Annotated in this window: 25 protein-coding genes; 6 read left to right on the top strand and 19 right to left on the bottom strand. The window is 70.6% G+C overall.

Annotation, left to right across the window (positions count from 1 at the left end; genetic code table 11):
- Positions 1–83: 83 nt before the first annotated feature.
- The 4 genes from ORV05_RS09660 to infC form a co-directional block, all read right to left on the bottom strand.
- On the bottom strand, positions 84–926 hold the full coding sequence (locus ORV05_RS09660; RefSeq protein ID WP_268759744.1) for a TrmH family RNA methyltransferase: 843 nt from the start codon (positions 924–926) through the stop codon (positions 84–86).
- A complete protein-coding gene (gene rplT / locus ORV05_RS09655) occupies positions 923–1306 on the bottom strand; it encodes a 50S ribosomal protein L20 (RefSeq protein ID WP_144588504.1) in 384 nt (127 codons plus the stop codon). Before rplT ends, ORV05_RS09660 begins: the two co-directional genes overlap by 4 nt.
- A gap of 77 nt (positions 1307–1383) precedes the next feature.
- A complete protein-coding gene (gene rpmI, locus ORV05_RS09650) occupies positions 1384–1578 on the bottom strand; it encodes a 50S ribosomal protein L35 (RefSeq protein WP_144588502.1) in 195 nt (64 codons plus the stop codon).
- A 75-nt stretch (positions 1579–1653) separates the two neighbouring features.
- Positions 1654–2295, bottom strand: a complete 642-nt coding sequence (gene infC / locus ORV05_RS09645) for a translation initiation factor IF-3 (RefSeq protein ID WP_268758111.1) — start codon at positions 2293–2295, stop codon at positions 1654–1656.
- A 175-nt stretch (positions 2296–2470) separates the two neighbouring features.
- Between infC and ORV05_RS09640 the strand changes: the two genes are divergently transcribed.
- Positions 2471–2830, top strand: coding sequence for a DUF1844 domain-containing protein (locus ORV05_RS09640; RefSeq protein WP_268758109.1), 360 nt, complete (start codon positions 2471–2473; stop codon positions 2828–2830).
- 112 nt (positions 2831–2942) lie between these two features.
- Here the strand turns inward: ORV05_RS09640 and ORV05_RS09635 are convergent, their stop codons facing one another.
- On the bottom strand, positions 2943–3323 hold the full coding sequence (locus ORV05_RS09635; protein ID WP_268758108.1) for a RidA family protein: 381 nt from the start codon (positions 3321–3323) through the stop codon (positions 2943–2945).
- Positions 3324–3478: 155 nt separating this feature from the next.
- Here ORV05_RS09635 and ORV05_RS09630 point away from each other — a divergent pair, with 155 nt between their 5' ends.
- Positions 3479–4786 carry an amino acid deaminase gene (locus ORV05_RS09630; RefSeq protein ID WP_268758107.1) on the top strand — a complete coding sequence of 436 codons (1308 nt, stop codon included), beginning with the start codon at positions 3479–3481 and terminating at the stop codon, positions 4784–4786.
- 144 nt (positions 4787–4930) lie between these two features.
- On the opposite strand, the gene ORV05_RS09625 is transcribed toward ORV05_RS09630, so the two are convergent.
- The 3 genes from ORV05_RS09625 to ORV05_RS09615 are packed head-to-tail and all read right to left on the bottom strand — an operon-like array spanning position 4931 to position 7672.
- The gene (locus ORV05_RS09625) at positions 4931–5383 is read right to left on the bottom strand and encodes a YbjQ family protein (RefSeq protein ID WP_268758106.1); all 453 of its coding nucleotides are present in this window, start codon (positions 5381–5383) and stop codon (positions 4931–4933) included.
- 19 nt (positions 5384–5402) lie between these two features.
- On the bottom strand, positions 5403–6068 hold the full coding sequence (locus tag ORV05_RS09620) for a response regulator (protein ID WP_268758105.1): 666 nt from the start codon (positions 6066–6068) through the stop codon (positions 5403–5405).
- A complete protein-coding gene (locus ORV05_RS09615) occupies positions 6065–7672 on the bottom strand; it encodes a sensor histidine kinase (protein WP_268758104.1) in 1608 nt (535 codons plus the stop codon). Before ORV05_RS09615 ends, ORV05_RS09620 begins: the two co-directional genes overlap by 4 nt.
- A gap of 205 nt (positions 7673–7877) precedes the next feature.
- Here ORV05_RS09615 and ORV05_RS09610 point away from each other — a divergent pair, with 205 nt between their 5' ends.
- Positions 7878–9179: a cation:dicarboxylate symporter family transporter gene (locus ORV05_RS09610; protein ID WP_268759743.1), complete on the top strand. Its 1302-nt coding sequence runs from the start codon at positions 7878–7880 to the stop codon at positions 9177–9179.
- Between the two features lie 139 nt (positions 9180–9318).
- Here ORV05_RS09610 and uvrA read toward each other — a convergent pair whose 3' ends face one another.
- On the bottom strand, positions 9319–12174 hold the full coding sequence (gene uvrA / locus ORV05_RS09605; protein ID WP_268758103.1) for an excinuclease ABC subunit UvrA: 2856 nt from the start codon (positions 12172–12174) through the stop codon (positions 9319–9321).
- 53 nt (positions 12175–12227) lie between these two features.
- Positions 12228–13493: an acyltransferase family protein gene (locus tag ORV05_RS09600; RefSeq protein ID WP_268758102.1), complete on the bottom strand. Its 1266-nt coding sequence runs from the start codon at positions 13491–13493 to the stop codon at positions 12228–12230.
- Positions 13494–13596: 103 nt separating this feature from the next.
- Between ORV05_RS09600 and ORV05_RS09595 the strand changes: the two genes are divergently transcribed.
- Complete coding sequence (locus ORV05_RS09595) at positions 13597–14274, top strand: MBL fold metallo-hydrolase (protein ID WP_268758101.1); 678 nt, start codon at positions 13597–13599, stop codon at positions 14272–14274.
- 204 nt (positions 14275–14478) lie between these two features.
- Positions 14479–15486 carry an EamA family transporter gene (locus ORV05_RS09590; RefSeq protein WP_268758100.1) on the top strand — a complete coding sequence of 336 codons (1008 nt, stop codon included), beginning with the start codon at positions 14479–14481 and terminating at the stop codon, positions 15484–15486.
- 157 nt (positions 15487–15643) lie between these two features.
- Here the strand turns inward: ORV05_RS09590 and ORV05_RS09585 are convergent, their stop codons facing one another.
- From ORV05_RS09585 to ORV05_RS09575, 3 genes are all read right to left on the bottom strand, one after another.
- The gene (locus ORV05_RS09585) at positions 15644–16768 is read right to left on the bottom strand and encodes a S1 family peptidase (RefSeq protein WP_268758099.1); all 1125 of its coding nucleotides are present in this window, start codon (positions 16766–16768) and stop codon (positions 15644–15646) included.
- Between the two features lie 148 nt (positions 16769–16916).
- Positions 16917–17429: an SRPBCC family protein gene (locus ORV05_RS09580; protein WP_268758098.1), complete on the bottom strand. Its 513-nt coding sequence runs from the start codon at positions 17427–17429 to the stop codon at positions 16917–16919.
- Between the two features lie 101 nt (positions 17430–17530).
- The gene (locus tag ORV05_RS09575; RefSeq protein WP_268758097.1) at positions 17531–18064 is read right to left on the bottom strand and encodes a helix-turn-helix domain-containing protein; all 534 of its coding nucleotides are present in this window, start codon (positions 18062–18064) and stop codon (positions 17531–17533) included.
- 63 nt (positions 18065–18127) lie between these two features.
- Here ORV05_RS09575 and ORV05_RS09570 point away from each other — a divergent pair, with 63 nt between their 5' ends.
- Positions 18128–19435 carry an erythromycin esterase family protein gene (locus ORV05_RS09570; protein ID WP_268758096.1) on the top strand — a complete coding sequence of 436 codons (1308 nt, stop codon included), beginning with the start codon at positions 18128–18130 and terminating at the stop codon, positions 19433–19435.
- Here ORV05_RS09570 and ORV05_RS09565 read toward each other — a convergent pair.
- From ORV05_RS09565 to ORV05_RS09540, 6 genes are all read right to left on the bottom strand, one after another.
- On the bottom strand, positions 19432–19938 hold the full coding sequence (locus ORV05_RS09565; RefSeq protein WP_268758095.1) for a mycothiol transferase: 507 nt from the start codon (positions 19936–19938) through the stop codon (positions 19432–19434). The genes ORV05_RS09570 and ORV05_RS09565 overlap by 4 nt on opposite strands.
- A gap of 10 nt (positions 19939–19948) precedes the next feature.
- Positions 19949–20662 carry an ABC transporter permease gene (locus tag ORV05_RS09560; protein WP_407652779.1) on the bottom strand — a complete coding sequence of 238 codons (714 nt, stop codon included), beginning with the start codon at positions 20660–20662 and terminating at the stop codon, positions 19949–19951.
- Positions 20663–20731: 69 nt separating this feature from the next.
- Complete coding sequence (locus ORV05_RS09555; RefSeq protein WP_268758093.1) at positions 20732–21205, bottom strand: MmpS family transport accessory protein; 474 nt, start codon at positions 21203–21205, stop codon at positions 20732–20734.
- Positions 21206–21351: 146 nt separating this feature from the next.
- Positions 21352–22122 (bottom strand): MgtC/SapB family protein, encoded by a 771-nt coding sequence (locus ORV05_RS09550; protein WP_268758092.1) that lies wholly within the window; start codon positions 22120–22122, stop codon positions 21352–21354.
- Positions 22123–22144: 22 nt separating this feature from the next.
- Entirely contained in the window at positions 22145–23650 is a 1506-nt protein-coding gene (locus ORV05_RS09545; RefSeq protein ID WP_268758091.1) for an FGGY-family carbohydrate kinase, read from the bottom strand.
- Positions 23640–25058 carry an L-fucose/L-arabinose isomerase family protein gene (locus tag ORV05_RS09540; RefSeq protein WP_268758090.1) on the bottom strand — a complete coding sequence of 473 codons (1419 nt, stop codon included), beginning with the start codon at positions 25056–25058 and terminating at the stop codon, positions 23640–23642. Before ORV05_RS09540 ends, ORV05_RS09545 begins: the two co-directional genes overlap by 11 nt.
- Positions 25059–25068 lie beyond the last annotated feature (10 nt).

Here is a 25068-nt window from a genome sequence, read left to right as displayed (position 1 = left end):
CGCTGTGACGGTCGCGGCTCGGCACGAGCACACGTAAGCAATTACCGATGGATTCTAGGCGACCGCGATCCGGTGACGGACGGTCACCCTCCGCGCGGCCCGTGCAGCGCCAGCGCGCTGCCGTACAGGCAGACCGCCGCGGCGGTGGCCAGGTTGAGGCTCTCCGCCTTGCCGTAGAGCGGAATTCGCACCCCTTCGTCGACCGCCGCCAGCACCTCGGGCGGCAGTCCGTGCGCCTCGTTGCCGAAGATCCAGGCCGCGGGCCGGGACAGATCCAGGGCGTCCAGCCCCGTGGTGGCGTAGCCGTGCGCACCCAGCAGCCGCAGCCCCGCCTCACGGCAGGCCGTCAGCGCGGCACCGGTTTCGCGAACCCGCGCGATCGGCAGGTGGAACAGGCTGCCTGCCGAGGCACGGACGCATTTGCCGTTGTGGGGATCGACGCTGTCGCCCGCCAGGAGCACGGCGTCGGCACCGGCGGCGTCGGCGACGCGGATCACGGTGCCCGCGTTCCCCGGGTCGGACACGCCGACGAGGACCGCGACCAGGCGCGGGGATGGCGGGAGCGCCGCGGCGAGCGGGCGGTCCAGCAATGCGCACACCGCGACGATGCCCTGCGGGGTGACGGTCTCGGACAGCCCGGCGGCGGCCCGGTCGGTGACGGGCGAGACACGCACGCCCTGCTCGCGGGCGGCGGTGACCAGCTCCGGATGGGCCTGCGCGGCCCGTTCCGTCACGAACAGTTCGTGCACGAACCCCGGTTCGGCGGCGCCGCGGTCCAGCGCCGCGCCCACCGCGTTGGCGCCCTCGGCGAGGAACCGGCCGGTCTTGTCCCGTTCGGCGCGGCGGGTCAGGCGCCGGGCAGCGGCAACCCGGGGGGTCCGTTCGGTGAACGGCTCCGCCCCGGGTTGCGTGGCTTCGGTGCTCAGGCCGACTTCTCGGCTTCGGGGCCGGTCGTCACGTGCTGCTTGGCCACTTCGGCCAGCGCGGCGAACGCGGCCGCGTCGGTGACGGCCAGGTCGGCGAGGACCTTGCGGTCGACCTCCACGCCGGCGGCCTTGAGGCCCTGGATGAACCGGTTGTAGGTCACGCCGTTCTGACGGGCGGCGGCGTTGATGCGGGTGATCCACAGCTGGCGGAAGTCACCCTTGCGGGCGCGGCGGTCCCGGTAGGCGTAGTTCAGCGAGTGGAGCGTCTGCTCCTTGGCCTTGCGGTACAGCCGCGAACGCTGGCCGCGGTAGCCGCTGGCCAGTTCGAGAGTTGCGCGACGCTTCTTCTGGGCGTTGACCGCCCGCTTGACGCGTGCCACGGGTCCATCCTGTCGATCTCAGGGGGCACCGATACCGATGCCGGCACCCCGGGGTTTACGGCGAAAGGCGGGGAAGCTCAGCGGGCGAGCAGACGCTTGATGCGGCCCGCGTCGTTCTGGGCGACCTCGGTGGTGCCCTCGAGACGGCGGGTCACCTTGCTGGCCTTCTTCTCCATCAGGTGCCGCCGGCCGGCCTTCTGGCGGCGCAGCTTGCCAGTGCCGGTCACCCGGATCCGCTTCGAGGTGCCGCTGTGCGTCTTCATCTTGGGCATTAGTGACTCTCTTTCATGGTGCAGCACACCGGAAAACCGGTGTGCTGCGGACTGCGTCGTCTCGGCGGCGGCAGGTCAGGACTCGACGTGTTCCTGTTCTTCCTTCGGCGCCTTCTGCTGCTTCGCCTTGGCATTCTTGTGCGGCGCCAGCACCATGATCATGTTGCGACCGTCCTGCTTCGGCGACGACTCCACGTAACCGAGTTCGGACACTTCGTCGGCGAGCTTCTGCAGCAGCCGGAACCCGAGTTCCGGCCTCGACTGCTCACGCCCACGGAACATGATGGTGACCTTCACCTTGTTCCCGGCGGCGAGGAAGCGGGACACGTGGCCCTTCTTCGTCTCGTAGTCGTGCTGGTCGATCTTCGGGCGCAGCTTCTGCTCTTTGATGACGGTGAGCTGCTGGTTCCGGCGCGACTCGCGAGCCTTCTGCGCACTCTCGTACTTGAACTTGCCGAAGTCCATGAGTTTGCAGACCGGGGGGCGCGCCTGCGGGGCGACCTCGACGAGGTCGAGGTCCGCTTCCTGAGCGAGCCTGAGCGCATCTTCGATCCGGACGATACCGACCTGCTCACCGTTCGGTCCGACCAAACGGACCTCGGGAACGCGGATGCGGTCGTTGATGCGTGTCTCGGAGCTGATGTGGCCTCCTTGGTTCGAGAAATATGTCGCCTGCTCGACCTGGTGCCCACATACCGCGGGCCCCGTCTCCGGCACTTGCTGGCCGGCCCGCGGGGCCCTCTTCCGATCGCGTCCGCGAACGGACGCTTCACCACAACTGAAGTGGCGAGACCGGACCCGGCCACCTCGGTGGGCAGCGCGGGTGGGAGCGGGGCTCCACTTGCGGCCCCCGATTTCCCGGAGGCTGGTCGCACGTGGAAGGGTACCAGACGTGTCACACAACGCTTCTCAGCAGCCCGAAAATTCCCCTGACGTCCGTTCGCTCGAGGACATCCCCAGCGTGGAGGTCATTTCCCGGGCGGCCGTGATGCTGATGTCGGCCTCGGCCGAGCGGCTGGGCCTGGCCGATCCCGATCCGGACACCAGCCCCCACCGCGACCTGGACGAGGCACGCCGCCTGATCACCGCGCTGGCCGGACTGGTCACCGCCTCCGCCGAGTACCTCGGCGCGCACGCCGCGCCCCTGCGGGACGGGCTCCAGTCCCTCCAGAAGGCCTTCCGGGAGGCCTCCGCCGTTCCCGACGCCCCCGGCCAGGGCCCCGGCGAGAAGTACACCGGCCCCGTCCACTGAGACGACCTGAGGGAGGCCGTGGGCCCGGACCGGGCGAAACACGGAAGCCTGCCGTGAGGGACCCTCTCACGGCAGGCCACAGTGCGGTCGCCCGGACCCCGGCGGACCGTGCTCAGTCCAGGACGGCGAGGACGTCGATCTCGACCAGCTTGCCCGGGGGAAGGCCGACGTAGACGGTGGTGCGGGCCGGGTAGGGCTCGCTCACCAGCCGGCCGTACGCCTCGTTGAACTCGGCGAAGTGCGCGGTGTCGGTGAGGTAGGCCCGGACCATCACCACGTCGTCGAAGCTCGAACCCGCCGCTTCGAGCACCGCGCCGAGGTTGGCGAACACCTGCCGGGTCTGCTCCGCGACCGTCGTGCCGACCAGCTCGCCGGTCTTCGGGTCGACCGCGACCTGCCCGGCCACCTGCAGGATGTTGCCCTTGCGGCTGGCCTGCGCGAACGCGGCCGGGGGTTTCGGCGCGTCGCCGGTACTGATCGCGACCTTGGCCATCGACACTCCCTTGTCTCACTGCGCCGTCCACCCACTGCGGACGGATGCCCGACGGGCAGGGTTTGACCTGTTCGGGGGCCGATGCTACAGCTACAACGATCATCATCGGCAACCGCGTTTTCACGCACCGCAACAGATTCAGGAAGCCAGCATCGATGTCCACCGCCCTCACCCTGAACCCCGGAGCACTGGCCGCACTCACCGGGGAACCGCTCGACTGGCGGTTCAAATCGGTCCCGTCCGAGCTCTGGGGGCTGCCGCTGGCCGAGGCCGCTCGGCGGCGGCCGAACCTGTTCACCGGCGGTTTCGTCGGCCCGATGGTCGTGCTCGACGCCGAGGCGCTGGACCACAACCTGCGCACCATGGCGGACTTCTGCGCCGCGCACGGGGTCCGGCTGGCACCCCACGGCAAGACGACCATGGCGCCGCAGCTGTTCGCCCGGCAGGCCGGGCACGGAGCATGGGCCATCACCGCCGCCACCGCCGGTCAGCTGCGGGTCTACCGGGCCTTCGGGGTCTCGCGGATCCTGCTGGCCAACCAGCTGGTCGACCCGGCGGCACTGCGCTGGCTGGCCGCCGAACTGACCCGCGACCCGGGTTTCGAATTCAGCTGCTGGGCCGACTCCGTCCGGGCGGTGGAGCTGATGACGGAGGCCCTCGCCGCGCTGACGGACGCGGAGCGTCCCATCGACGTGCTGGTCGAACTGGGCGCCGACCCCGGCCGCACCGGAGCCCGCGACGACGACACCGCGCTGGCCGTCGCCGAGGCGGTGCGGGACAGCCCAGTGCTGCGACTGGCCGGGGTCGCCGGATACGAGGGCGCACTCGCCCACGACGCCGGAGAACATGCACAGGAAAGGGTCACCGGCTACGTGCGCCGGATGCGGGAGTTCACCGTCACGCTGGCCGACCGCGGTTTCTTCGCCGAGGCCGGCCAGGTGATCGTCACCGCGGGCGGGAGCGCGTACTTCGACCGCGTGACCGCCGAGCTGACCACGGGCTGGCCCGAGGGCCTGCCCGTGGTGCCGGTGCTGCGCAGCGGCTGCTACCTGACTCACGACGACGGCTTCTACCGCGGCGTCTCGCCCCTCGGCGAGCACCCGCGGATCAGCGAGGTGCCGCCGCTGCGCCCCGCACTGCGGGCCTGGGCACAGGTGACCTCCCGGCCGACCGCGGAACTGGCGCTGCTCACCCTGGGCAAGCGCGACGCCTCGTTCGACGAGGGCCTGCCGGAACCGCAGCTGTACCGCCGGTCCGGGACCGTCGCGCCGCTCGACGGCCACGCCGTGACCGCGCTGAACGACCAGCACGCCTTCGTCGCCCTCCCGCCGGACTCGCCGCTTCAGGTCGGCGACTGGGTCGGGCTGGGGCTGTCGCATCCGTGCACGGTGTTCGACAAGTGGTCGCTGATCCCGGTCGCCTCGGGCGAGACCGTGGTCGATTTCGTGCGGACCTTTTTCTAGGAAGCGGACGACCGCGGCCAGGCCGCCCGCCCTGCCGCCGAGTCCGAAATGGACGGTATGCCGGTCGTGCGGAGCCCACGCGACCGGGATTGCGACGAGCTCCTCGCCGGCCGCGCGGACACCACCTTCCCGGTTCGGCGGCCCTTACTGCTGCGGGTAGCCCTGCGGCGGCTGCTGGTACTGGGCCGGAGCCTGCTGCTGCTGCTGCTGTTGCTGCTGCGCCTGCATCTGCGCCATCCCGTCCTGCCCCTCCGGCATCACGTACACCGCGGTGCCGTAGGCGGCGATCTCACTGGCGGTCTGGGCGATTTCGTTGCAGTCGAACCGCAGGGCCAGCACCGCGTTCGCGCCGTGGGCCATCGCCTCCTGGCACAGCCGCCCGAGCGCTTCGTAACGCGAGTCGGACAGCAGTTTCGAAAGCCCTTTCAGTTCACCGCCCGCCATCGCCTTGAACCCGGCGCCCATCGTGGAGAACATGTTCCGGCTGCGCACGGTCAGGCCGAAAACCTCACCGTAGACCCGGACCACCTTGTAGCCGGGCAAATCGTTCATCGTGGAAAGCAGGATCGGGAACTGCTGGGGATATGGCTGGCTCATGCGCCGGATCGTAACGGCTTTAGCTGTTCCTGCGGTACCAGACCTCGGGCCTGCCCACCTGCCCGTACCGCGGTTCACGCACGGCCAACCCGTTGTCGGCCAGATATTCGAGATACCGGCGGGCCGTGACGCGGGAAACGCCGGTCGCCCCGGCGGCCAGGCCGGCGGACATCCCGTCAGGGCATCCCCGGAGGGCGGCGACGATCGCGTCGAGGGTGTCCACGCTCATCCCCTTGGGCAGCACGGGCCGGGCCGGGGCGCGCAACGTGGCCAGCGCGCGGTCGACATCGGTCTGGTCGGCCGCCTCCCCCGCGCTCTCCCGGAACCGCGCGTACCGTGCCAGCTTTTCCTTCAGTGAAGCGAAGGTGAACGGTTTGAGAAGGTATTGCACCACCCCGGCGGAAACCGCGGACTTCACCACTTCCAGATCCCGCGCCGAGGTCACCGCGATCACGTCCACCGTGCTGCCCGCGGCCCGCAGGGCGCGGCATACGGCGAGCCCGTGGATGTCGGGCAGGTAGAAATCGAGCAGCACCAGATCCACGGTGTGCCGCGAACAGAACCGCAGTGCCTCCCCGCCCGAGTGCACCACGCCCGCGACCGCGAACCCCGGCACCCGCTCCACGTACTGGCGGTGGGCCTCCGCGGCGACCGGATCGTCCTCCACGACCAGCACCATGATCATGCCTGGGCCCCCTGCCGCAGCGGGAGCCGGACGGTGAACACGGCGCCCCGGGTGTCCCCGGCGCCGTTGCCGACCTCGATCGTGCCCCCGTAGCGGCGGACGGTCTGGCCCACCAGAGCCAGCCCCAGCCCGTGCCCGACCGGACCCTCCTGCGATTTGGTGGACCAGCCCCGGCGGAACACCGCGCTCCGGGCCGCTTCCTCGATCCCGGGCCCGGTGTCGGCGACCCGGATCAGCAGCCCGTCGCCGTCCTCCTTCACCGTGACCACCACGCGCGGCTTTTCCCGCGCCGCCCGCCCGATCGCCGCGTCGATGCCGTTGTCGATCAGATTGCCCAGGATCGTCACCAGATCCCGCGGCTCCACGTCGAGGTCGTCGAGCGCGGTGTCCTCGGTCAGCACTAGTTCGGCGCCGCGCTCGGCGGCTTCCGCCGCCTTGCCCAGCAGCAGCGCGGACAGCACCGGTTCCGACACCGCACCCACCACGCGGTCGGTCAGCCGCTGCGCGATCGCGAGCTCCTCGGTGGCGAACGCGACGGCCTCCTCGGGCCGGCCCAGCTCCACCAGCGACACCACGGTGTGCAGCCGGTTGGCCGCCTCGTGTGCCTGCGAACGCAGGGATTCGGCCAGTCCGCGAGTGGTGTTGAGCTCGCCGGTGAGCAACTGGAGATCGGTGTGGTCCCGCAGGGTCACCACGGTGCCCCGGGCACCCCGCGACGAACGCACCGGGGCGGTGCTGACCACCAGCACCCGGGTGTCGGTCACGTGGATCTCGTCGGTGCGTGGTTCCGGCGAACGGAACGTCTCCAGCAACCCCGGTGGCAGACCGAGCGTGTCCACCGGCGCCCCCGCCGGATCGTCGGTGAGCCCGAGCAGATTCCGCGCCCCGTCGTTGCACAGGGCGACACGGCCGTCGGACCCGACGAGCACCAGGCCCTCCCGCACCGCGCGCAGCGTGGCCTCGTAGTAGGCGAACACCCGGCTCAGTTCGTCGGGTGCCAGCCCGCGGGTCTGCTTCCGCAAGCGGATGCTGACCAGGAAAACTCCGGCCACTCCCACTACGAGCACGGTGCCGGCGACCGCGAACAGCGGCACGAGCCGCTGGGCCAGACCCGCCGAGATGGCCTCAACCCTGATTCCGGCGGCCACCAGCGCCACCACGTGCCGGGAGCCGTCGAACACCGGGACCACCGCGCGCACGGACGGGCCGAGGGTGCCGGTGTAGGTCTCGGTGACGAGTCCGCCCCGCAGCGCCCCGGCGGTGTTACCGAGGAACCGCTGGCCGATCATGGCCGGATTGGGGTGGGTGTAGCGGACGCCCTCCGGGTTCATGATCGTGATGAAGTCGACCCCGGTATCGACCCGGACACGCTCCGCGAGCGGCTGCAGCTGCGCGCTGGGATCCGAAGTGGACAGAGCGGTCACCGTGGTGGGCGCGTCGGCGATCGTGCGCGCCACCGTGACGGCCTGTTCGGCGGCCCGGTCCCGCACCTCGCGGGAGGCGTCGAGCCAGTCGAGCCCGGCACCCACCGCGACCAGGGCGATGATCCCCGCCAGCTGCAGCAACAGCAACTGCCGGGCCAGACTCCATCGCCGGTTCCGCACCCACCGAATGTAACCGGTGGGCCGCGGGTCTCGCCGGGGCGTGCGCACCACCTTCACGAACTCAATGAACACAACCGTGACCCGAGCCACCTCCGCTCGCATAGTCACCGCAAAGCCGCGCCCGTCCGGCGCGATGAAGGATCTTTTGGAGGCAAGGGTGCCGACCACATTGTCCCCCGCCGCCGCACCGCGGCGCCGGGACCGGATGCACTATCTCTACCTCGCCGTGCTCGCCGCGGTCGTGCTCGGAATCATCGTCGGGTTCGCCGCCCCCGGCTTCGCCAAGGGCCTCACCCCGCTGGGCAACGGATTCGTCAACCTGATCAAGATGATGATCTCGCCGATCATCTTCTGCACCATCGTGCTGGGCATCGGTTCGGTGGCCAAGGCCGCCAAGGTCGGCAAGGTGGGCCTGCTGGCGATCGGGTACTTCCTGGCCATGTCGACCGTCGCACTGGTGATCGGGCTCGTGGTCGGCAACCTGCTGCACCCCGGTTCGGGTCTGCACCTGGACCCGGCGGCCGCGGCGAAGGCGCACCAGCAGGCCACCGGCGGGCAGGGCAGCACCGACTTCCTCCTCGGCGTCATCCCCACCTCGCTGCTGTCCGCGTTCACCTCCGGTTCGGTGCTGCAGACCCTGCTCGTCGCGCTGCTGGCCGGGTTCGCGCTGCAGAAGCTCGGCCCCGCCGGGCAGCCGATCCTGCGCGGCATCGAGCACCTGCAGAAGCTCGTGTTCCGGATCCTGTCGATGATCATGTGGGCGGCGCCGATCGGCGCGTTCGGCGCGATCGCGGCCGTGGTCGGCTCGACCGGATGGGCGGCGCTGCGCAGCCTCCTCGTGGTGATGCTCGGCTTCTACATCACCTGCGTGCTCTTCGTGTTCGTGGTGCTCGGCGCGGTGCTGTGGCTCGGCGCCCGTGTCAACGTGTTCAGCCTGATGCGCTACCTGGCCCGCGAGTTCCTGCTGATCCTGTCCACCTCGTCGTCGGAATCGGCGCTGCCGAGGCTGATCGCGAAGATGCAGCACCTCGGCGTGAGCCGCTCGGTCGCCGGGATCACCGTGCCCACCGGGTACTCGTTCAACCTCGACGGCACCGCGATCTACCTGACCATGGCGACCCTGTTCATCGCCTCGGCCCAGGGCAGCCCGCTGTCGATCGGCGAGCAGATCTCCCTGCTGGTGTTCATGGTCATCGCCTCCAAGGGCGCGGCCGGGGTCAGTGGCGCGGGTATCGCCACCCTCGCCGGCGGCCTGCAGTCCCACCGGCCGGACCTCGTCGGCGGGGTCGGTTTCATCCTGGGCATCGACCGGTTCATGTCCGAGGCCCGCGCCCTGACCAACTTCGCGGGCAACGCGGTCGCCACCGTGGTGATCGGCTCGTGGACCAAGGAGTTCGACCGGACGAAGGCAGCCCAGGTGCTTTCCGGCCGGGCCCCGTTCAACGAAACCACGCTCATCGACGACGAACCGGCGGCCGCGCCGGTCCCGGAGCAGGTCCCTGCCTGATCCTCCTGAGAGCGGTCCCCGACGGCCCGGCCACCGGCCGGGCCGTCGGCGTTGCCGCGGGGTCACCAGGGTCACTGGTGCCCCGGCCGACGACCCGGACCACTCAGCCTGTTCAGACTGCTCAGACTGCCTGGACGGCTCAGCCCAGCACGGACTGCAGGAAGCGCCCGGTGTGGCTTTCGGCCACCTGCGCCACCTGCTCCGGGGTCCCCTCGGCCACCACGGTGCCGCCGCCGGAACCCCCTTCCGGCCCCATGTCGATGACCCAGTCCGAGGTCTTGATGACGTCGAGGTTGTGCTCGATGACGATCACCGTGTTGCCCTTGTCGACCAGCCCGTTGATAACGCCCAGCAGCTTGCGGATGTCCTCGAAGTGCAGGCCCGTGGTGGGCTCGTCGAGCACGTACACCGTCTTCCCGGTGGACCGCTTCTGCAGTTCGCTGGCGAGCTTGACCCGCTGTGCCTCACCACCGGAGAGGGTCGGCGCGGGCTGCCCGAGCCGCACGTACCCGAGGCCGACGTCCGCCAGGGTCTTGAGGTGCCGGTGGATCGCCTTGATCGGCTCGAAGAACTCGGCCGCCTCCTCGATGGGCATGTCCAGCACGTCGGAAACCGTCTTGCCCTTGTAGTGCACCTCGAGGGTCTCGCGGTTGTACCGCGCGCCCTTGCACACCTCGCACGGCACGTACACGTCCGGCAGGAAGTTCATCTCGATCTTGATGGTGCCGTCGCCCGCGCACGCCTCGCAGCGCCCGCCCTTGACGTTGAAGGAGAACCGGCCGGGCTGGTAGCCCCGCACCTTCGCCTCGGTGGTCGCCGCGAACAGTTTGCGCATGTGGTCCCACACGCCGGTGTAGGTGGCCGGGTTGGACCGCGGGGTACGGCCGATCGGCGACTGGTCCACCCGCACCAGCTTGTCCACCAGGTCGAGCCCGCGCACGCGCGTGTGCCGGCCCGGCACCTGCCGCGCACCGTTGAGCTTGTTCGCCAGCACGGTGGCCAGGATGTCGTTGACCAGCGTGGACTTGCCCGAGCCGGACACACCGGTGACCGAGACCAGGCAGCCCAGGGGGAAGGACACGTCCACTCCGCGCAGGTTGTGCTCGCGGGCACCGACCACGGTCAACTGGCGCTTGCGGTCCGCCGGACGGCGGATCTCGGGCACCGGGATGGTCTCTCGCCCGGAAAGGTAGGCACCGGTGAGGGATTCCTTGCTGCGCAGCAGCTTCTTGTACGGTCCACTGTGGACGATGTGGCCGCCGTGCTCCCCCGCGCCGGGGCCGATGTCGACCACCCAGTCGCTGGCCCGGATGGTGTCCTCGTCGTGCTCGACCACGATCAGGGTGTTGCCGAGGTCCCGCAGCCGGGTCAGCGTCTCGATCAGGCGGTGGTTGTCGCGCTGGTGCAGGCCGATCGACGGCTCGTCCAGCACGTACAGCACACCCACCAGGCCGGAACCGATCTGCGTGGCCAGCCGGATGCGCTGGGCCTCACCACCGGACAGGGTGCCCGCCGCGCGGTCCAGCGACAGGTAGTTCAGCCCGACGTCGAGCAGGAAGCGCAGGCGGGCCTGGATCTCCTTGAGCACCGCGCCCGCGATCATCGTCTCCCGCGGGCCGAGCACCAGGCCGTCGAGGAAATGCGAAGCCTCGTCGATGGACAGCGCGCACACCTCGGCGATCGACCGGTCTCCGTGCTCGGCGTGCTCGAGGGTGACCGCGAGGATCTCGGGCTTGAGGCGCGTGCCCTGGCAGGCCGGGCAGGGCACCTCGCGCATGTAGCCCTCGTAGCGCTCCCGCATGTACTCCGACTCGGTCTGCTCCAGCCGCCGCTCGAGGAACGGGATCACGCCCTCGAAGGCCGCGTAGTAGGAACGCTGGCGGCCGTAGCGGTTGCGGTAGCGGACGTGCACCTGCTCGTCGATGCCGTGCAGGACGGCCTTCTGCGCCTTGGCACCCAGCTTCCGCCACGGGGTGTCCATCCGGAACCCGACCGTTTCGGACAGTGATTCGAGCAGGCGCTGGAAGTACTCCGCGCTCTGCCCGCCCGCCCACGGCGCGATCGCGCCCTCGCCAAGGGACAGTTCGTCGTCGGGCACCACCAGTTCCGGATCGACCTCCTTCCGGATGCCGAGACCGGTGCACTCCGGGCAGGCGCCGTACGGCGAGTTGAACGAGAACGAGCGCGGTTCGAGGTCCTCGATGGCCAGCGGGTGCCCGTTGGGACAGGCGAGGTTTTCGGAGAACCCCCGGACGCGGTGCGCATCGTGCTCGGGCAGGTCGACGAACTCGAGCTCGACCAGCCCGTCGGCCAGTCGCAACGCCGTCTCGATGGAGTCGGTGAGGCGCTGCTTCGAGGACGGCTTCACGGTCAGGCGGTCGATGACCACGCCGATGTTGTGCTTTTCCTGCTTCTTCAGCTTCGGCGGGTCGGTGAGCTGGTGGACCGCGCCGTCCACCACGGCCCGCGAGTAGCCCTGCTGCTGAAGGTTCGCGAACAGGTCGAGGTACTCGCCCTTGCGGCCCCGGACCACCGGCGCGATCACCTGGAATCGGGTGCCCGGCTCCATTTCGAGCACCTGATCGACGATCTGCTGCGGAGTCTGCTTGCTGATCGCTTCACCGCACTGGGGGCAATGCGCCTTGCCCGCCCGTGCGTAGAGCAGCCGGAGGTAGTCATAGACCTCGGTGATGGTGCCCACCGTCGACCGCGGATTGCGGGAGGTGGACTTCTGGTCGATCGACACCGCCGGGGACAGGCCCTCGATGAAGTCCACGTCCGGCTTGTCCATCTGCCCCAGGAACTGCCGCGCATACGCGGACAGCGACTCCACGTACCGGCGCTGGCCTTCGGCGAAGATCGTGTCGAAGGCCAGGCTGGACTTCCCCGATCCGGACAGGCCCGTGAAGACGATGAGGCTGTCCCGGGGCAGATCGAGATCGACGCCACGGAGATTGTGCTCGCGGGCGCCGCGAACAACGAGGCGATCAGCCACGCCAAGGTCCCTTCGCTGGATTGTGTCGGCCGATGTGGCCAGCCGCATCCATGCTAGGACGGGCCACCGACAGAAATGGGAGCCGGACCACTTCCGCTGCCCTTGCGCTGGGTCGGCAGGAAATCGTCGGGGGGTAGCCGGGGGGCGGGTGCGGGGCGTTTCGGCGCGGTCAGCCTGCGGTAGGCGGGCCGCTCCACGAACCTGGTGAGCAGCCAGCCCGCCAGCACCGCCGCCGCCACCACCAGCGGCAGCCGCAGCCAGCCGCCGAATCCCGCGCCGAGCAGCACACGAGCCAGCAGATAGCCGAGTTCCTGATGCACCAGGTAAACGCCGTAGGAGATGCCGGCCAGCCAGCCGAGCACCGGCGCGACGGGTCGCAGGAACTTCCAGTCCGGCCCCTTGGCGGCCGCGCAGATCGCCACCAGCATCAGCGCGAAGCCGAGGTCGGAGGGCAGGCGGGCCGGATCGGACGGAAGCTGGACGTGGTCGGGGTAGAGGTGCAGGTCCTGCGCGGCCACCGACGCGGCGAGCAGCACGGCGAGGTGGCCCCCGGTCATCCGGTCCCGCGCCCACAGCCAGATCGCGATACCGGCCGCGAAGGCGTGCATGCGGTGCAGCCCGAGCCCGAAGACGACGGCGTAGGCCCACGGCTGCGGGTTGTGCACGCCGATCACCCAGAACCGCAGCACCAGCGGCACCGCGACCATGGCCCAGGCCAGTGCCTGGACACGCCGGTCGCGGCCGCCGGAGAACCACGGGGTCGCCGACCACAGCACCGCCGCGCCGGTGAACACCATCAGCTGCACCGGCAGGGTCCAGTAGGACCCGTCGAGCCAGATGAAGGACTGGTTCCAGCCCTGCATCATGAGCAGGTTGACCACCAGGTCGGAGCCGACCGGGACGTACCACGACGACACCCAGGCCCGGCCGTCGCTGGTCGGGCCGAACAGGAAGTCCCACCAGCCATCGCCGAAACCCTGGTGGTTGAACGCCGCGCCGGCGTAGCGCATGACGAGGTAGGTCACCAGTGCCGCGACCAGGTACGCCGGCAGCAGCCGGGCGAGCTTGCGGGCCAGCCAGCCGCCGGTCCGGCCCCGGCGGACCGTGTGGCAGACGAAGTACCCGGAGACGACCATCAGCGCCGCGGCCCCGAACTGGGCGGTGATCCGGAACGGGTAGCCGTTCAGCTCGGGATGGGCATAGGGCCCCTGATGGGTGATGTGGCCCAGCATCACGGCCAGCACCGCGATCACCCGGACGGCATCCCAGCTGATGCGGCGCGGGGAACGGGAGGCGGAGGTCGCAGTGGGCTGTGACATGGCTTCCTGAAGATCGTTTTCGGGAGCCGCCAGGCTACGGGGTGTTGCTGAGACGAACCTGAACGGGTGGAACCGTCCGAAACGCTCCGGTTACGGTAGGGAGGTGAACGTCGTGGAGGACTACACGGGCCATGTCGAGCCGGGCGGCGACGCCGCCCGCCGCACGCTCGAAGCGCTGACCATCACCAAACTGTCCGTCGGGCCGATGGACAACAACACCTACCTGCTGGTGTGCCGCGCCCAGAACGAGGCGCTGCTGATCGACGCGGCCAACGACCCGGACCGCATCTCCGACCTGATCGGCCACGGCCCGGACCGTCCCGCGCTGCGCACCATCGTCACCACGCACCAGCACGGCGACCACTGGCAGGCGCTCGGCGCGGTCGCCGGGGCCAACGGCGCCAACACCGCCGCCCACCCCCTCGACGCCGGCCCGCTGCCGGTGCCGCCGGACTACCTGGTGGAGCACGGCGACCGGCTCGCGGTGGGCGACTGCGTGCTGGAGGTGATCCACCTGCGCGGCCACACCCCCGGCTCGATCGCGCTGCTCTACCGCGACCCGCACGGACACCCGCACCTGTTCACCGGCGACTCCCTGTTCCCGGGCGGGCCTGGAAAAACGGCTGGCGTGGAGAACTTCACCTCGCTGATGGACGACCTGGAGACCCGGGTGTTCGGCGAGCTACCCGACGACACGTGGGTGTACCCGGGCCACGGTGACGACACCACACTTGGCGCGGAGCGCCCCAAACTCGGCGAGTGGCGCGAACGCGGCTGGTGAGCCTGGGCGGGTGGGGCCGCCACCGTCTGCGAGGGGCTACGCAGGATCACCTTCGCGGGGATCGCCGGGGACTGGGGCCGGACGCGCAGCTACGCGCCACACCGGCCGCGGCTCGCCCTCAAGTGGCCCCCTGCGCGGCCGGACCGTGGCCGGTCGCCGCAAAACCGCTGGTCATGATGGGCCGCCGGACAGCAGACTGCCGGGGTGGCCGTACTGGAGAAGACCAGCCGTGCCCAGGCGACCGGGCTGAGCCTGACCTCGTGGGTGCTGTTCGCGAGTTCCGGCCCGCTGGCCAAGGCGGTGATGGCAGCGGGCTGTCCGGCGGCGGCGGTGACCTCGGTGCGGATCGCACTGGCCGCGATGCTGCTGGCACCGGTGGTCACAGTGCTGCGGCCGCGGGCACTGCGGTTCCGCCGCGCCGACCTGTGGCTGCTGCTCGGCTACGGCCTGGTCGGCGTCGCCGGGGTGCAGTTGTTCTTCTTCCTGGCCGTGGCCCGGGTCCCGGTGGGGGTGGCGATGGTGCTGGTCAACCTGGCGCCCGCGCTGGTCGCGCTGTGGGTGCGGGTGGTGCGGCGCACCCGGCTGCCCGGGCTGGTGTGGCTGGGTATCGGGCTGGCGGTGGTGGGCCTGGGTCTGGTCGCGCAGGTCTGGCAGGGCGCCCGGCTGGACCTCGCCGGTGTCGCCGCCGGGCTGGCCGCGGCGATCTGCTCGGCCGGGTACTTCCTGCTGGGCGAACACGGTGCGAGCAGGCACGACTCGTTCGGGCTGACCGCGGCCGGGTTGGCGATCGGGGCGGTCGTGATGGCCGCGGTCAGCCCGCCGTGGACACTGCCGTCGGACCTGCTCCACGCCCCCGCGGTGCTCGGCGGCCTGCGGGCCCCCGTGTGGCTGGCGCTGCTGACGCTCGCCGTGGCCTGCACCGTGCTGCCCTACCTGGCCGGGCTGCACGCGCTGCGTGAGCTGCCCTCGGCACTCGCGAGCGTGCTGGCCCTGGTGGAACCGCTGGTCGCTGCCGTACTGGCCTGGCTCCTGCTCGGCCAGGCGCTCGGCCGGACACAACTGGCCGGAGCCTTGGCACTGCTCGCCGGTGCGGCGCTGGTGCAACTGGCGGGCGAAAGCGCTTTCCGAGCTGGAAATCATGAGACCCGCAGCCACTCGCCGAGGGCGGCGAAGTCCGTGTCGGTGAGACCGATCCGAGAATCGACCCGGTGAAGCAGGGCTCGTCCGCTCCGGCTGCATCTCACCTGGCTCCCGTGAGGGGTCCCCTCACGGGAAAGAACGCCAAGATCCCGGCACAAGCGCGCTGCCCTGCTCATCCAGACCGAAGGTGGGACTCGCACCGTGAGCGAGTGGGTTGCCGAGCCGCGGCTCAGGCCGTGACCAGCGACAGCCCGTACGTCTGCAGGATCTCGTTCACCGGCTGGAACCACGTCTCGCCGCCGGAACTGCAGTTGCCGTACCCGCCCGAGGTCACGCCCTGGGCCTGGTCACCGGAAATGAACGAACCACCCGAGTCGCCCGGCTCCGCGCAGACCGACGTCCGCGTCATCTCGTACACCGCGCCCTGCGAGTAGTTGACCGTCTCGTTCAGTCCCTCCACGACGCCGCAGTGCCAGTGCGACGTCGAACCCGAACGGCAGATCGAGGTGCCCGGCGCCGCGACCGCCGAACCCCGCACCAGTTGGTCACTCACGGTGCCCCAGCCCAGCACGACCGGGACGGTCCACCAGCCGTTGCCGATGCTGATATAGGAGTAGTCGTTGCCAGGGAAGGAAGAACCCACGAACGTTCCCATCGCCGAGCCATCCCAGCCGGTGACCGTGTTGCCCGGGCTGCCGCAGTGCCCGGCGCTGACGAACCCACCGGACACCGAGAATCCGATGGAGCACCGCACGCTGCCGTTGATGATGTACGGGTCGCCGCCGACGGTGCCTGCCGAGGTCGTCGTGGGACGCGGCGCGGTGGCCACGGCCACCGGGGCGCCGGTCTGCCGCGCCCGGGAGAGGAACGCATCGACGTCGGCGCCCCGCGCGCCGGGCTGCAGTGTCACGACGAGGCTGCCGCTGCGGGGGTCCGTGCGCCATGCGCTCACCGACGCCGGAGCGGGCCGTGCCTTCGCGGAATCGTCGAGTGCCTTCTTCGCGCCGTCCAGGACGGCGGCGCTCACCCGGGCGGGCACCGTCGCGGCGCCGGTCCGCTCGACGGCCGTGGCCGACGCGCGATCGGTCACCGCGACCACGAGCCTGCCTTGTGCGGCGTCGAACCATGCGCCGCCGAAGGCCGCGCCCGCGGCACGCTGGGCCGCGGGCAGTATCTCGCCCGCGGTCTTCTCCTGCGCGAGTCTGGTCTGGACCTGTTCCTTCGTCAGACCGAAATCGTGTTGCATGGCCGCGAGCAAGCCGGGTGACGCCTGCGCGGCGGGTGCCGCGGCCGTGGCGAGACTCAGGGCGAGGGCGGCCGCGCCGACGACGGCGAGCGGGATTCTCGAACGCATGGTTTGCACCTCCGGGGACCGGACGAAAACACACCGTGCGCCGAGTATGCGAGGCACTCCGAAATTGGTCTAGACTTTTGCTCTCCTTCTGTCCGATTCCTGTCCGCCGTGGCCCCCGTTCGGCGCCGAAATCGTTGCGGCGTAAGTGTCACCGCCCGAGGGCGATCCGCTCCGCCGCGCGCCTGGCGTCGTCGATGCCGTGGCGCATGTAGCGCCGCCACAGCGGTGTGACGATCCGGTGCAGGATCCACCGGCGGCGCGGAAGCGGTTTGAACTCATAGGTCCAGCGGATGAGCGTGCCCTCGGCATCCGGGGTGAAGGTCCACTCGCCGCGGACGCCGGACACCAGCCGCCGCAGGACGTTGGTGAAGCCGGTGATCTCGTAGGCGAACGAGTGCGGGGCGGTGTACTCCGTGAGTCGTTCGAAGGCCGTGCTGCCGTCGGTGAGGTCCGGGTTGCGGGACTGGCCGGCCGCGTCCCAGGCACCGGTCTGGTTCTTCACTCCCCGCACACCGGGGAAGAGACCCCAGCCCTTGAACACGAGGCTGAGGTCGATCGGGACGATGATCCGGAAGGCGTCCTCCGGAGACAGGTGGGTCCGGTTCTGGACGGTCACGGGAACGGTGTGGTCGTCGAGCGAGATCAACGGCATGCGTGTCATGGTTTCACTGTTTACCGGCCCCATGGGTGTCTGCCAGGGATTGAGCGGCCCTGCCGGGCGCCCCGTGCGCCCTGCTACCCGGACGCCGCAGCCTGACTGGCTCAGCCCTCCGCCTCGGTGGGGAACTGGATCATGCTCACGAGCCGCGGGGCACGGCCCGGCGCGGGCCGGTTGCCCGCCCGTGACGCGAAGACGGCACGAAGCTCGCCGATCACCTCGGTGAGTTCGTCCTCGCTGAGCCAGAAGACGCCCTGCCGGTAGCCGATCCGGTCGGCGAACGGGTCGGCGCCCGGCCGGTCGAGGTAGGCGTTGAACTCCGCGTGGAGCGCGGCCATCGCGGCGGCGAATCCGCGACGATGGTCATCCGGCGACATCGACGCGCCCGCCTCGGCATCGACCGTGACCCGGTCCCGGCGCAGCCGGTAGTGGCGCTCCACCGCGCCGCGCACCCGTTGCTCGCCGGCGACCTCCAGCACCCCACCCTCGGCCAGGAGGCCGACGTGCCGGTACACGGTGGTCTTGGGCACGTCGGGCAGGCTCGCGCACAACTCGGCGGTGGTGCGGACGCGCCCGCCGGACAGGGCATAAACCAGGCGCAGGCGCACCGGATGCAGGAGCAGTTCTAGCGTATCCACCCCACAATGATCTCATATCCGGTACCATTCCCAATGTTGGGAACATTGAAGGAAGGGCCGGTCATGACAACGAACACGGCGACATCCGTCCTCAGCAGCGCGGCGGTGCGGCCACTGCGCACCCTGGATCCCGGCGGACCGCTGGACGATCTGGACTGGCTGGACGAGGTGATCGGGGACGCGAGGGTGGTCGCGATCGGCGAGAGCGCGCACTACAACCACGAGTCCTACCAACTGCGCCATCGCCTGCTGCGCCACCTCGTGGAGCGACACGGCTTCGGTGCCTACGCGATGGAGACCGGATTCACCGAAGGACACCGCACCGACCGTTGGGTCCGGGGCGGCGAAGACCGGATCGGCGAGGTCCTGGCCCACGGCATGACGTCGCTGATGGGGTTGTGGACACCGATGCGGGCCCTCCTGGAGTGGATGCGGCAGCACAACCGCACGGCCGCACGGCCGGTGGGTTTCCACGGAATCGACCTGTCGGGCTCGAACCTTTCGCTGTTGCCCGGGCTGGACGCCGCTCTCGACTACCTCGCCGAGGCGGATCCCGAGTTCACCGTCGACCCGGACATCCGGAAGACCGCCGCCGCGTTCGCGGTGCCGTCGGCATTCTCCTTCGCGCAGGCTGTCGCCGCCTACGGCGGGCTCGAACCCGCGAAGCGGGACGCCCTGACGGCAGGGCTGTCCGAGCTCACCGCACGGCTGGAGGGGCGGTGCCTGGACTACCGGCGGCGAACCGGAGCCGTGGCCTACGAGCGCGCGCTGCGTTCCCTGCGCCTCGCCGTCACCATCGACGTGAACGTCCGCGCGATGGCCCGCGGCGAGCGGGAAAGCGCCTTCTACAACCGCGATGCCGCGATCGCCGACACCGTGGAATGGATCCTGCGGCGGGAGGACCGCATCGTGCTCGCCGCGCACAACGGCCACATCCAGCGCTGGCCCGCCCGCTTTCCCGGCATGTCCCCGGCCTCGACGATGGGGCTGCACCTGGCCGACCGGCTCGGCGAGGACTACCGCGTCATCGCCACCACCAACGGCCGCGGCCAGACCCTCAACACCGGAGCGGACTTCTACACCGGCACCCTGTTCACCGAACTGGAGCCACCCGAACCCGGCAGCCTCGACGCGCTCATGGCCGCCAGCCATGGGGGCCCGTTCGCGGTCGACCTCCGGCGGCTGTCGCCGACCGACACCGCCACGGTCAGGGCCGTCTCGACGCAGCGTTACGGCACGTTCTCGACGGAACTGAACCCATTGGAAGCCTTCGACGCCGTCGTCCACCTTCCGCGGGTCACCGCGGCCGAACCCGACGACGACGCGATCGCGTGCTCACCGGCGGAGGTGCGAGAGCGCTTTCAGGACTAGCCGCGGAGCAGGATGCCGCGGACGAAGGCGGCCTGCCCGGCGTGCTGCAGGTCATCGGAGAGCACGCTCACCAACCGCACCCCCAGTGACACCGGCGGGTCCCAGTTCTCGTCCACGATCCGATCGAGTTGCGATTCCTCCAGGCCCGACAGCCAGGCGACGGTCTGGGCGTGCACCGCGTCGTGATAACCGGTCAGCAGGTCCCCGGAGACCCGCACCGAGGCCACCTGCGCGGCGCTGTGGCCGTAGCCGGTGTCGGCGGGATCGAGCGTCAGCCCGAACCGCTCGTGCCAGCCCTGGCTGGTCCAGACCTGTTCGGCGCCCTCGAGGTCGGCGAGGTGGTCGTCCTGGACACGGGTGAGGTGCCAGACGAGCCAGGCGATCGAATTGGCCTCCTCGTCGAGGCGCCGGGCCAGTTGGTCCTCGGTCAGGCCGCGGACCGCCCCGTGCACCACCTGCCGGATCCGGTCGAAGCCATCGGTCACGAGCTCGGCAACAGTCATGGCCGCCAACCTAGTGCCTTCTCACCAGTCCTGCCGCGACGAACTGCACGACGAGCAGCACCGCGATCGCCTCGGCCGCCAGCAGCGCGATCAGCACCAGGATCTGGGTCACCCCCGCCTGCACCGGGCTCGCCCCGCCGAGCAGCACGCCGACGTAGGCCCCGGGCAGGGTCACCAGGCCCACCGTGCGGGTCTGATCCAGTGCCGGGATCAGCGCCTGCCCCGCGGTGGGGAGGCAGATCTCCAATGCGGCGGCCCGCGGGAGGAAGCCCAGCGCCAGTGCCGCCTCGTACTCGCCGTGCCGGGTCTTCAACTCGTCGAGGGCGCGCCGCGCGGCCTGCGAGGTCGCGGTCATCGCGCCGCCGATCACGATGCCCGAAACGGGCACCACCGCGATCGGCTTCGGCGGCAGCACCCCGGAGCCGAGCACCAGCGCGAGCACCGGGGCGGCCCCGCCGCCGATCGCCGCCGCGATCGGGGCGACGCGCCGGGGCACGCCGACCCGCCGGGCCGAGGTGACGGCCGCGACCACGAACATGAGCAGCACGAACAGGCCGGTCCACCAGCCCGAGCGCAGGACCGCGGTGAGCACCACCGACACCGCCGCGAGCTGCACCACGGCCCGCAGCGCGGCGACGACCACCGCCCGGCCCGGCCCGAGACCACCGCCGCGGAACACGACGGCACCGAGCACCACCAGGGCGGCCAGCACGACCGCCAGCATCGGAGAGATCACCACCGAGCCACCCGTCACGGCTTCGATCGTGCCAGTGCCGGGGCGCGACGGCCGGGCTCAGCTCAGGGATTTCGAGCAGCGCACCATGCCGCCCGGCTCCGCGACGGTTCCTTCGGCGACCGTGCTCCCGTCCACCCGCACCCGGCAGTGCAGCGGTCCGGAACCGCTGTTCCGCGCCGAGACGCTGACGTAGAGGGCACCTCCCGCGGGATCGTGCCGCTCGACGATCATGGTCCAGGGAGTGGCGGCCTTGGCGACCTGCGCGATGGCGGAACCCTGGGCGACGTAGGTGATGTCGAGGGCGGTCTGCCCGCCGTCGAGTTCGTAGGTGACGGTGTGGGCCACCATCTGGGCCACGGGCGCGGCCACCACCGGCGCCCCGGTCATTCCCGACGGTGACGGGGCGGGACCACCGGCCGAACGCTGCCCGGCGACCAGCAGCGTGACCAGGCCGACGGCCAGTACCACGCCGAGCGCGGCAATCAGCACCGTCGTGCCCGAATCGGGCCCTCGCCCGTTCCTGGAATCCACCGCGGGAACCACACCCATGGCAGGGGTCTTCTCTCGCCTCACCGCGCTTCCAGCGAGCGCGTCAACGGGTATTCGGCAGAAGAGCACCAACCGTTACCCCACAACGGTGAAAGAGACGCATTTCACCCGTATGGAGGCCGCGCCGGTTATTCGCTCGTGTCGTCGATTTCCCCGGTCTCCACCGCCACCACGCCCGAGTGCTCGGCCAGCGCGGTGAGCAGCGCGTTCACCGAACGGGGCCCGAGCAGCCGCATTCGCAGATCGATCAGCCGCCCGCCGCCCCAGGGCGGTCGCGGGAAGTCGTCCTCGTCCGCGGGCTCGGACTGCCGGCGTTCGGTGACCACGTGCTCGACCGAGTAACCCGCGTGGGTGGCGTGTTCGAGCACGCTTCGGAGCACCCCACGCCCGTCCTGATAGGTGACCCGGACGGTCGCGGTGACGGGCCGGGTGCGGGTCAGGACCCGGATCAGGGGCGGGTAGCCGTAGACGACGAGGAAGTGCGCGGCCGTCACGAAGATCGCGAGCAGCGGGAGCCCCGCCGCGCAGGCACAGCCGACCGCCACGCTCATCCAGACGACCGCCGCGGTGGTCAGGCCGCGCACCACGTCGCGGCGGACGAAGATCAGGCCGCCGCCGATGAAACCGATCCCCGACACGATCTGCGCGGCCATCCGGGAGGGGTCGAGCACGATGCGCCCCTCGGCCAGCACATCGCTGAACCCGTACTTGCTCACCAAGAGGAACAGTGCCGCCCCGACCCCGACCAGCGTGTGGGTCCGCAATCCGGCGCTCTTCTGCTTCAGCTCCCGTTCGAGCCCGATGAGCGAGCACAGCACCAGGGCCAGCACCAGCTCCGCCAGTTGTACCCAGCCCTGGCCCACCGGTTCCCCGAACCCGGCCGCCAGGGCAGAGCGCATCCAAGGCCTCCTCGCTTCTTCTTCAGCTCGCCGGGCCGTCGGCCGCCTTCTGCTCGGCCGCCAGGAAATGCGCCAGCTCCGCCGTCGCCGGGTACAGCTCACGGTAATGGCGGTAGAACCGTTGGTAGACCTCGTTGTGGCCGGCTTGCGGCCGGACCGTGCGCACCACCGGGTTCCACTCGGCGATCTCCGGTGCGGCACCGGTGGCCACGGCCGCCAGCAGCGCGTCCCCGAAGGCCGCGCCGATGGTCTCGGCGGGCACGTCCTGCTCGGCACCCGTGACGTCGGAGACGATCTGGGTCCACAGCCCGCCCTGGGTGCCCCCGCCCACGGCGACCAGCCGCCGCGCCTTGCCGCCGGAGGCGTGCATGGCCTCGAGGTTGTGCCGCACGCCGTAGGCGATCCCCTCGAGGACCGCCCGGTACAGCTCCCCCAGGCCGTGCCCGGTGGTCAGTCCGGCGAGGATCCCGCGGGCGTCCGGGTCGAACAGCGGGGTGCGCTCCCCGGCGAAGTACGGCAGCAGCAGCAGACCGCGGCTGCCCGGCGGCACCTCGGCGGCCCGCGCGAGCAGGCCGGCGAAATCACCGCCGACGAGACCGCGCAGCCAGTCGGTGATGGCGCCCGAGGTGGCCATGCCCGCGGCGAGCGAGTAGGTGCCGGGGAAGGCGCCCCGGGTGGTCCACAGCCCGGCATGCGGGCGCGGATCGGCCAGGACCTGGATCAGGAACATGGTGGTGCCGTACATCACCATGGTCTCGCCCGGTTCGGTCACCCCGACGCTGGCCGCCTCCGCCCAGGCGTCGACCGTCCCGGCGGTGACGGGGAGTCCCCGCGGCAGGCCGGTTTCCGCCGCGGCCGCGGCGCTGACGGTGCCGGCCACCTCGGTCGGCCAGAGCAGCCGGGGCAGTTCGATCCCGGGGGCCACCAGGCTCGCCCAGTCCTGCGCCCAGTCACCGGCCCGGAGGTCGTACATGGGATCGCACTGGCTGGCGGAATGGTGGTCGAGCACGTACTCGCCGGTGAGCCGGTGCACCAGGTACGAGCTCGCCATCAGGAACAGGCTGCTGCGCCGGTACACCTCGGGCTCGTGCCGCGCGAGCCAGCGCCATTTCGGGCCGACCGCCTGCGAGGACAGCGCCGTACCCGCACGTTCCACAATGGACCGATCGCCGAGTTCCGCCGTGAGTTCGGCGATTTCGGCGTGGGCGCGGGTGTCGACGCCGTAGAGGATCGCCGGGCGCAGCGGGCGCCCCGCGGCATCGGCGGGCAGCAGCACCGGGCCGATCCCGCTGACCGCCAGTCCCGCGAGTGCCCGCCCGCCGGCGGCCGCGGTGAGCTCCCGGGACAGGGCGAGGAAGTCCTGCCACCACACGGTTTCCGCATCGTGCTCGACCCAGCCCGGATGCGGGTGGGAGGTCTCGTGCGCCCGCCAGGCGCGGGCCACGATCTCCCCGCGCGGCGTGACCAGCACCCCCTTCGAACTGGAGGTGCCGATGTCGATGCCCAGCAGCAGCCCGTCAGACGGCACGGGTCCACTCGTTCAGCTCGACGTCGAGCAGCTTCGCCGCCGCCCGCAGTTCGGCCCGGTGATCACCCGGGATGGCATGGATGTGGTTGGCGCCGAAGTTCGCCAGGAACACCTCGCCGGGCACGTCGAGCCGGGCGAAAGCGTGCGGCCATTCCGGGGTGGACTGGCGCATCAGTGCCTCGTTGGTCTCGTCGTCGTAGCTTTCGAACTCGCCGAGCATGAGCTGGAGCCGGTACCGGCCGTCCTTGCGGGTGAGGCGGCCGAGCGTCATCTGCCCCGGCGCCGCGACGTGGTGGACCGAGGCCCCGCCCGCGGGGAAGAAGAACACCTCGGGATAGAAGTTCACCTTCGCCAGGTTCTGTGCCGGATCGTCGCTGCGGGCGGCGAACCACGTGGCGTGCTGGCCGGAGTTGCACAGATCCCAGATGTCCCGGTCGGCGTGGTAGTGGCGCACGTCGGCGAACAGCACGGGGGTGCCGGAGATCTTGTGGAACAGCTGCATGGTCAGCGCGCCGTCCATATCCGCCTCGGTGGCGGTGATGTGCACGTCCTTGGGCCCGTTCCAGTCGTAAGGGTCGTTGAGGAAGGCCTCGGTGACGTCCATCGTGGCGTAGTGCTCGGTCAGCTCGGGCTGCCCCTTGATGCCGGAGAAGTCGAGGTGGCGTTCGGCGATGATGTCCCGGATCGCCTGGTAGGAGCGGATCTGCCGGTCGAGCAGTTCGGGGGTGAGCTTGTCGCCGTCGTAGTGCACGCCGGCGGCGTGGGCCTCGATCCACGCGCGGGCCTTCGCGGTCTCGCCCGGATCGGCCTTTTCCGCGCGCAGGACCAGTTCGTACTGGTCGATCTCCTCGACGTCCACACCGAACTGGCGCATCCACTGGTCGGTGTTGGCGACCGCGGTGTTCATGCCCATGGGACGGCCGCCGAAGCGGCCGAAGGTGGAGCCGCGCAAGGAGGCGACCGCGGCCGCGGCCCGTGCGTGCGAACCGATCTCGGCGGCGAGCGCCGGATCGTCCGGGGCACCCCACAGGCGCGTGTGCGCGCGCCCGATCTGGTCGAGCGCCCCGCCCGCGGCGAGCATGCCGACCAGGCCGGGTTCGGTCGGATCGGTGCTGGCCAGCAGGATCAGCGGGCCGCGGGTGGCGTCGGCGGCGAGCATGGTGAAGTGCGGGAAGCTCCACACCGCGTAGGAAAAGACCGTGACGTCGACGCCCGCGGCGGCGACCTCGCGGGCCACCGAGACGGCGAGGCTGTTCGTGGCCACCGCTTCGCCGCCCTCGACCACCTCGTGCCCGGCTTCGGTCAGCGATCGCACCAGCTCGCGCTGCTTACCGCGAATGAACTCGGCGTTTCGCGCGTGTACGTGATCGCGTCCGTCGGAAATGCTGATCACACCGATGCGGGCCACCGCGCCTCCC

Origin of the sequence: Amycolatopsis cynarae (assembly GCF_026802195.1) — a bacterium.
Lineage (GTDB): Bacteria > Actinomycetota > Actinomycetes > Mycobacteriales > Pseudonocardiaceae > Amycolatopsis_E > Amycolatopsis_E rhizosphaerae.
This window is presented reverse-complemented; position numbering and strand designations above follow the sequence as displayed.

What these genes read in the sequence shown, in the direction of transcription:
- rpmI (WP_144588502.1), bottom strand. Translation starts at nt 1,578, where the DNA reads ATGCCCAAGATGAAGACGCACAGCGGCACCTCGAAGCGGATCCGGGTG.
- ORV05_RS09635 (WP_268758108.1), bottom strand. Translation starts at nt 3,323, where the DNA reads ATGGCCAAGGTCGCGATCAGTACCGGCGACGCGCCGAAACCCCCGGCC.
- ORV05_RS09630 (WP_268758107.1), top strand. Translation starts at nt 3,479, where the DNA reads ATGTCCACCGCCCTCACCCTGAACCCCGGAGCACTGGCCGCACTCACC.
- ORV05_RS09625 (WP_268758106.1), bottom strand. Translation starts at nt 5,383, where the DNA reads ATGAGCCAGCCATATCCCCAGCAGTTCCCGATCCTGCTTTCCACGATG.
- ORV05_RS09620 (WP_268758105.1), bottom strand. Translation starts at nt 6,068, where the DNA reads ATGATCATGGTGCTGGTCGTGGAGGACGATCCGGTCGCCGCGGAGGCC.
- ORV05_RS09610 (WP_268759743.1), top strand. Translation starts at nt 7,878, where the DNA reads ATGCACTATCTCTACCTCGCCGTGCTCGCCGCGGTCGTGCTCGGAATC.
- ORV05_RS09600 (WP_268758102.1), bottom strand. Translation starts at nt 13,493, where the DNA reads ATGTCACAGCCCACTGCGACCTCCGCCTCCCGTTCCCCGCGCCGCATC.
- ORV05_RS09585 (WP_268758099.1), bottom strand. Translation starts at nt 16,768, where the DNA reads ATGCGTTCGAGAATCCCGCTCGCCGTCGTCGGCGCGGCCGCCCTCGCC.
- ORV05_RS09580 (WP_268758098.1), bottom strand. Translation starts at nt 17,429, where the DNA reads ATGACACGCATGCCGTTGATCTCGCTCGACGACCACACCGTTCCCGTG.
- ORV05_RS09570 (WP_268758096.1), top strand. Translation starts at nt 18,128, where the DNA reads ATGACAACGAACACGGCGACATCCGTCCTCAGCAGCGCGGCGGTGCGG.
- ORV05_RS09565 (WP_268758095.1), bottom strand. Translation starts at nt 19,938, where the DNA reads ATGACTGTTGCCGAGCTCGTGACCGATGGCTTCGACCGGATCCGGCAG.
- ORV05_RS09560 (WP_407652779.1), bottom strand. Translation starts at nt 20,662, where the DNA reads ATGCTGGCGGTCGTGCTGGCCGCCCTGGTGGTGCTCGGTGCCGTCGTG.
- ORV05_RS09550 (WP_268758092.1), bottom strand. Translation starts at nt 22,122, where the DNA reads ATGCGCTCTGCCCTGGCGGCCGGGTTCGGGGAACCGGTGGGCCAGGGC.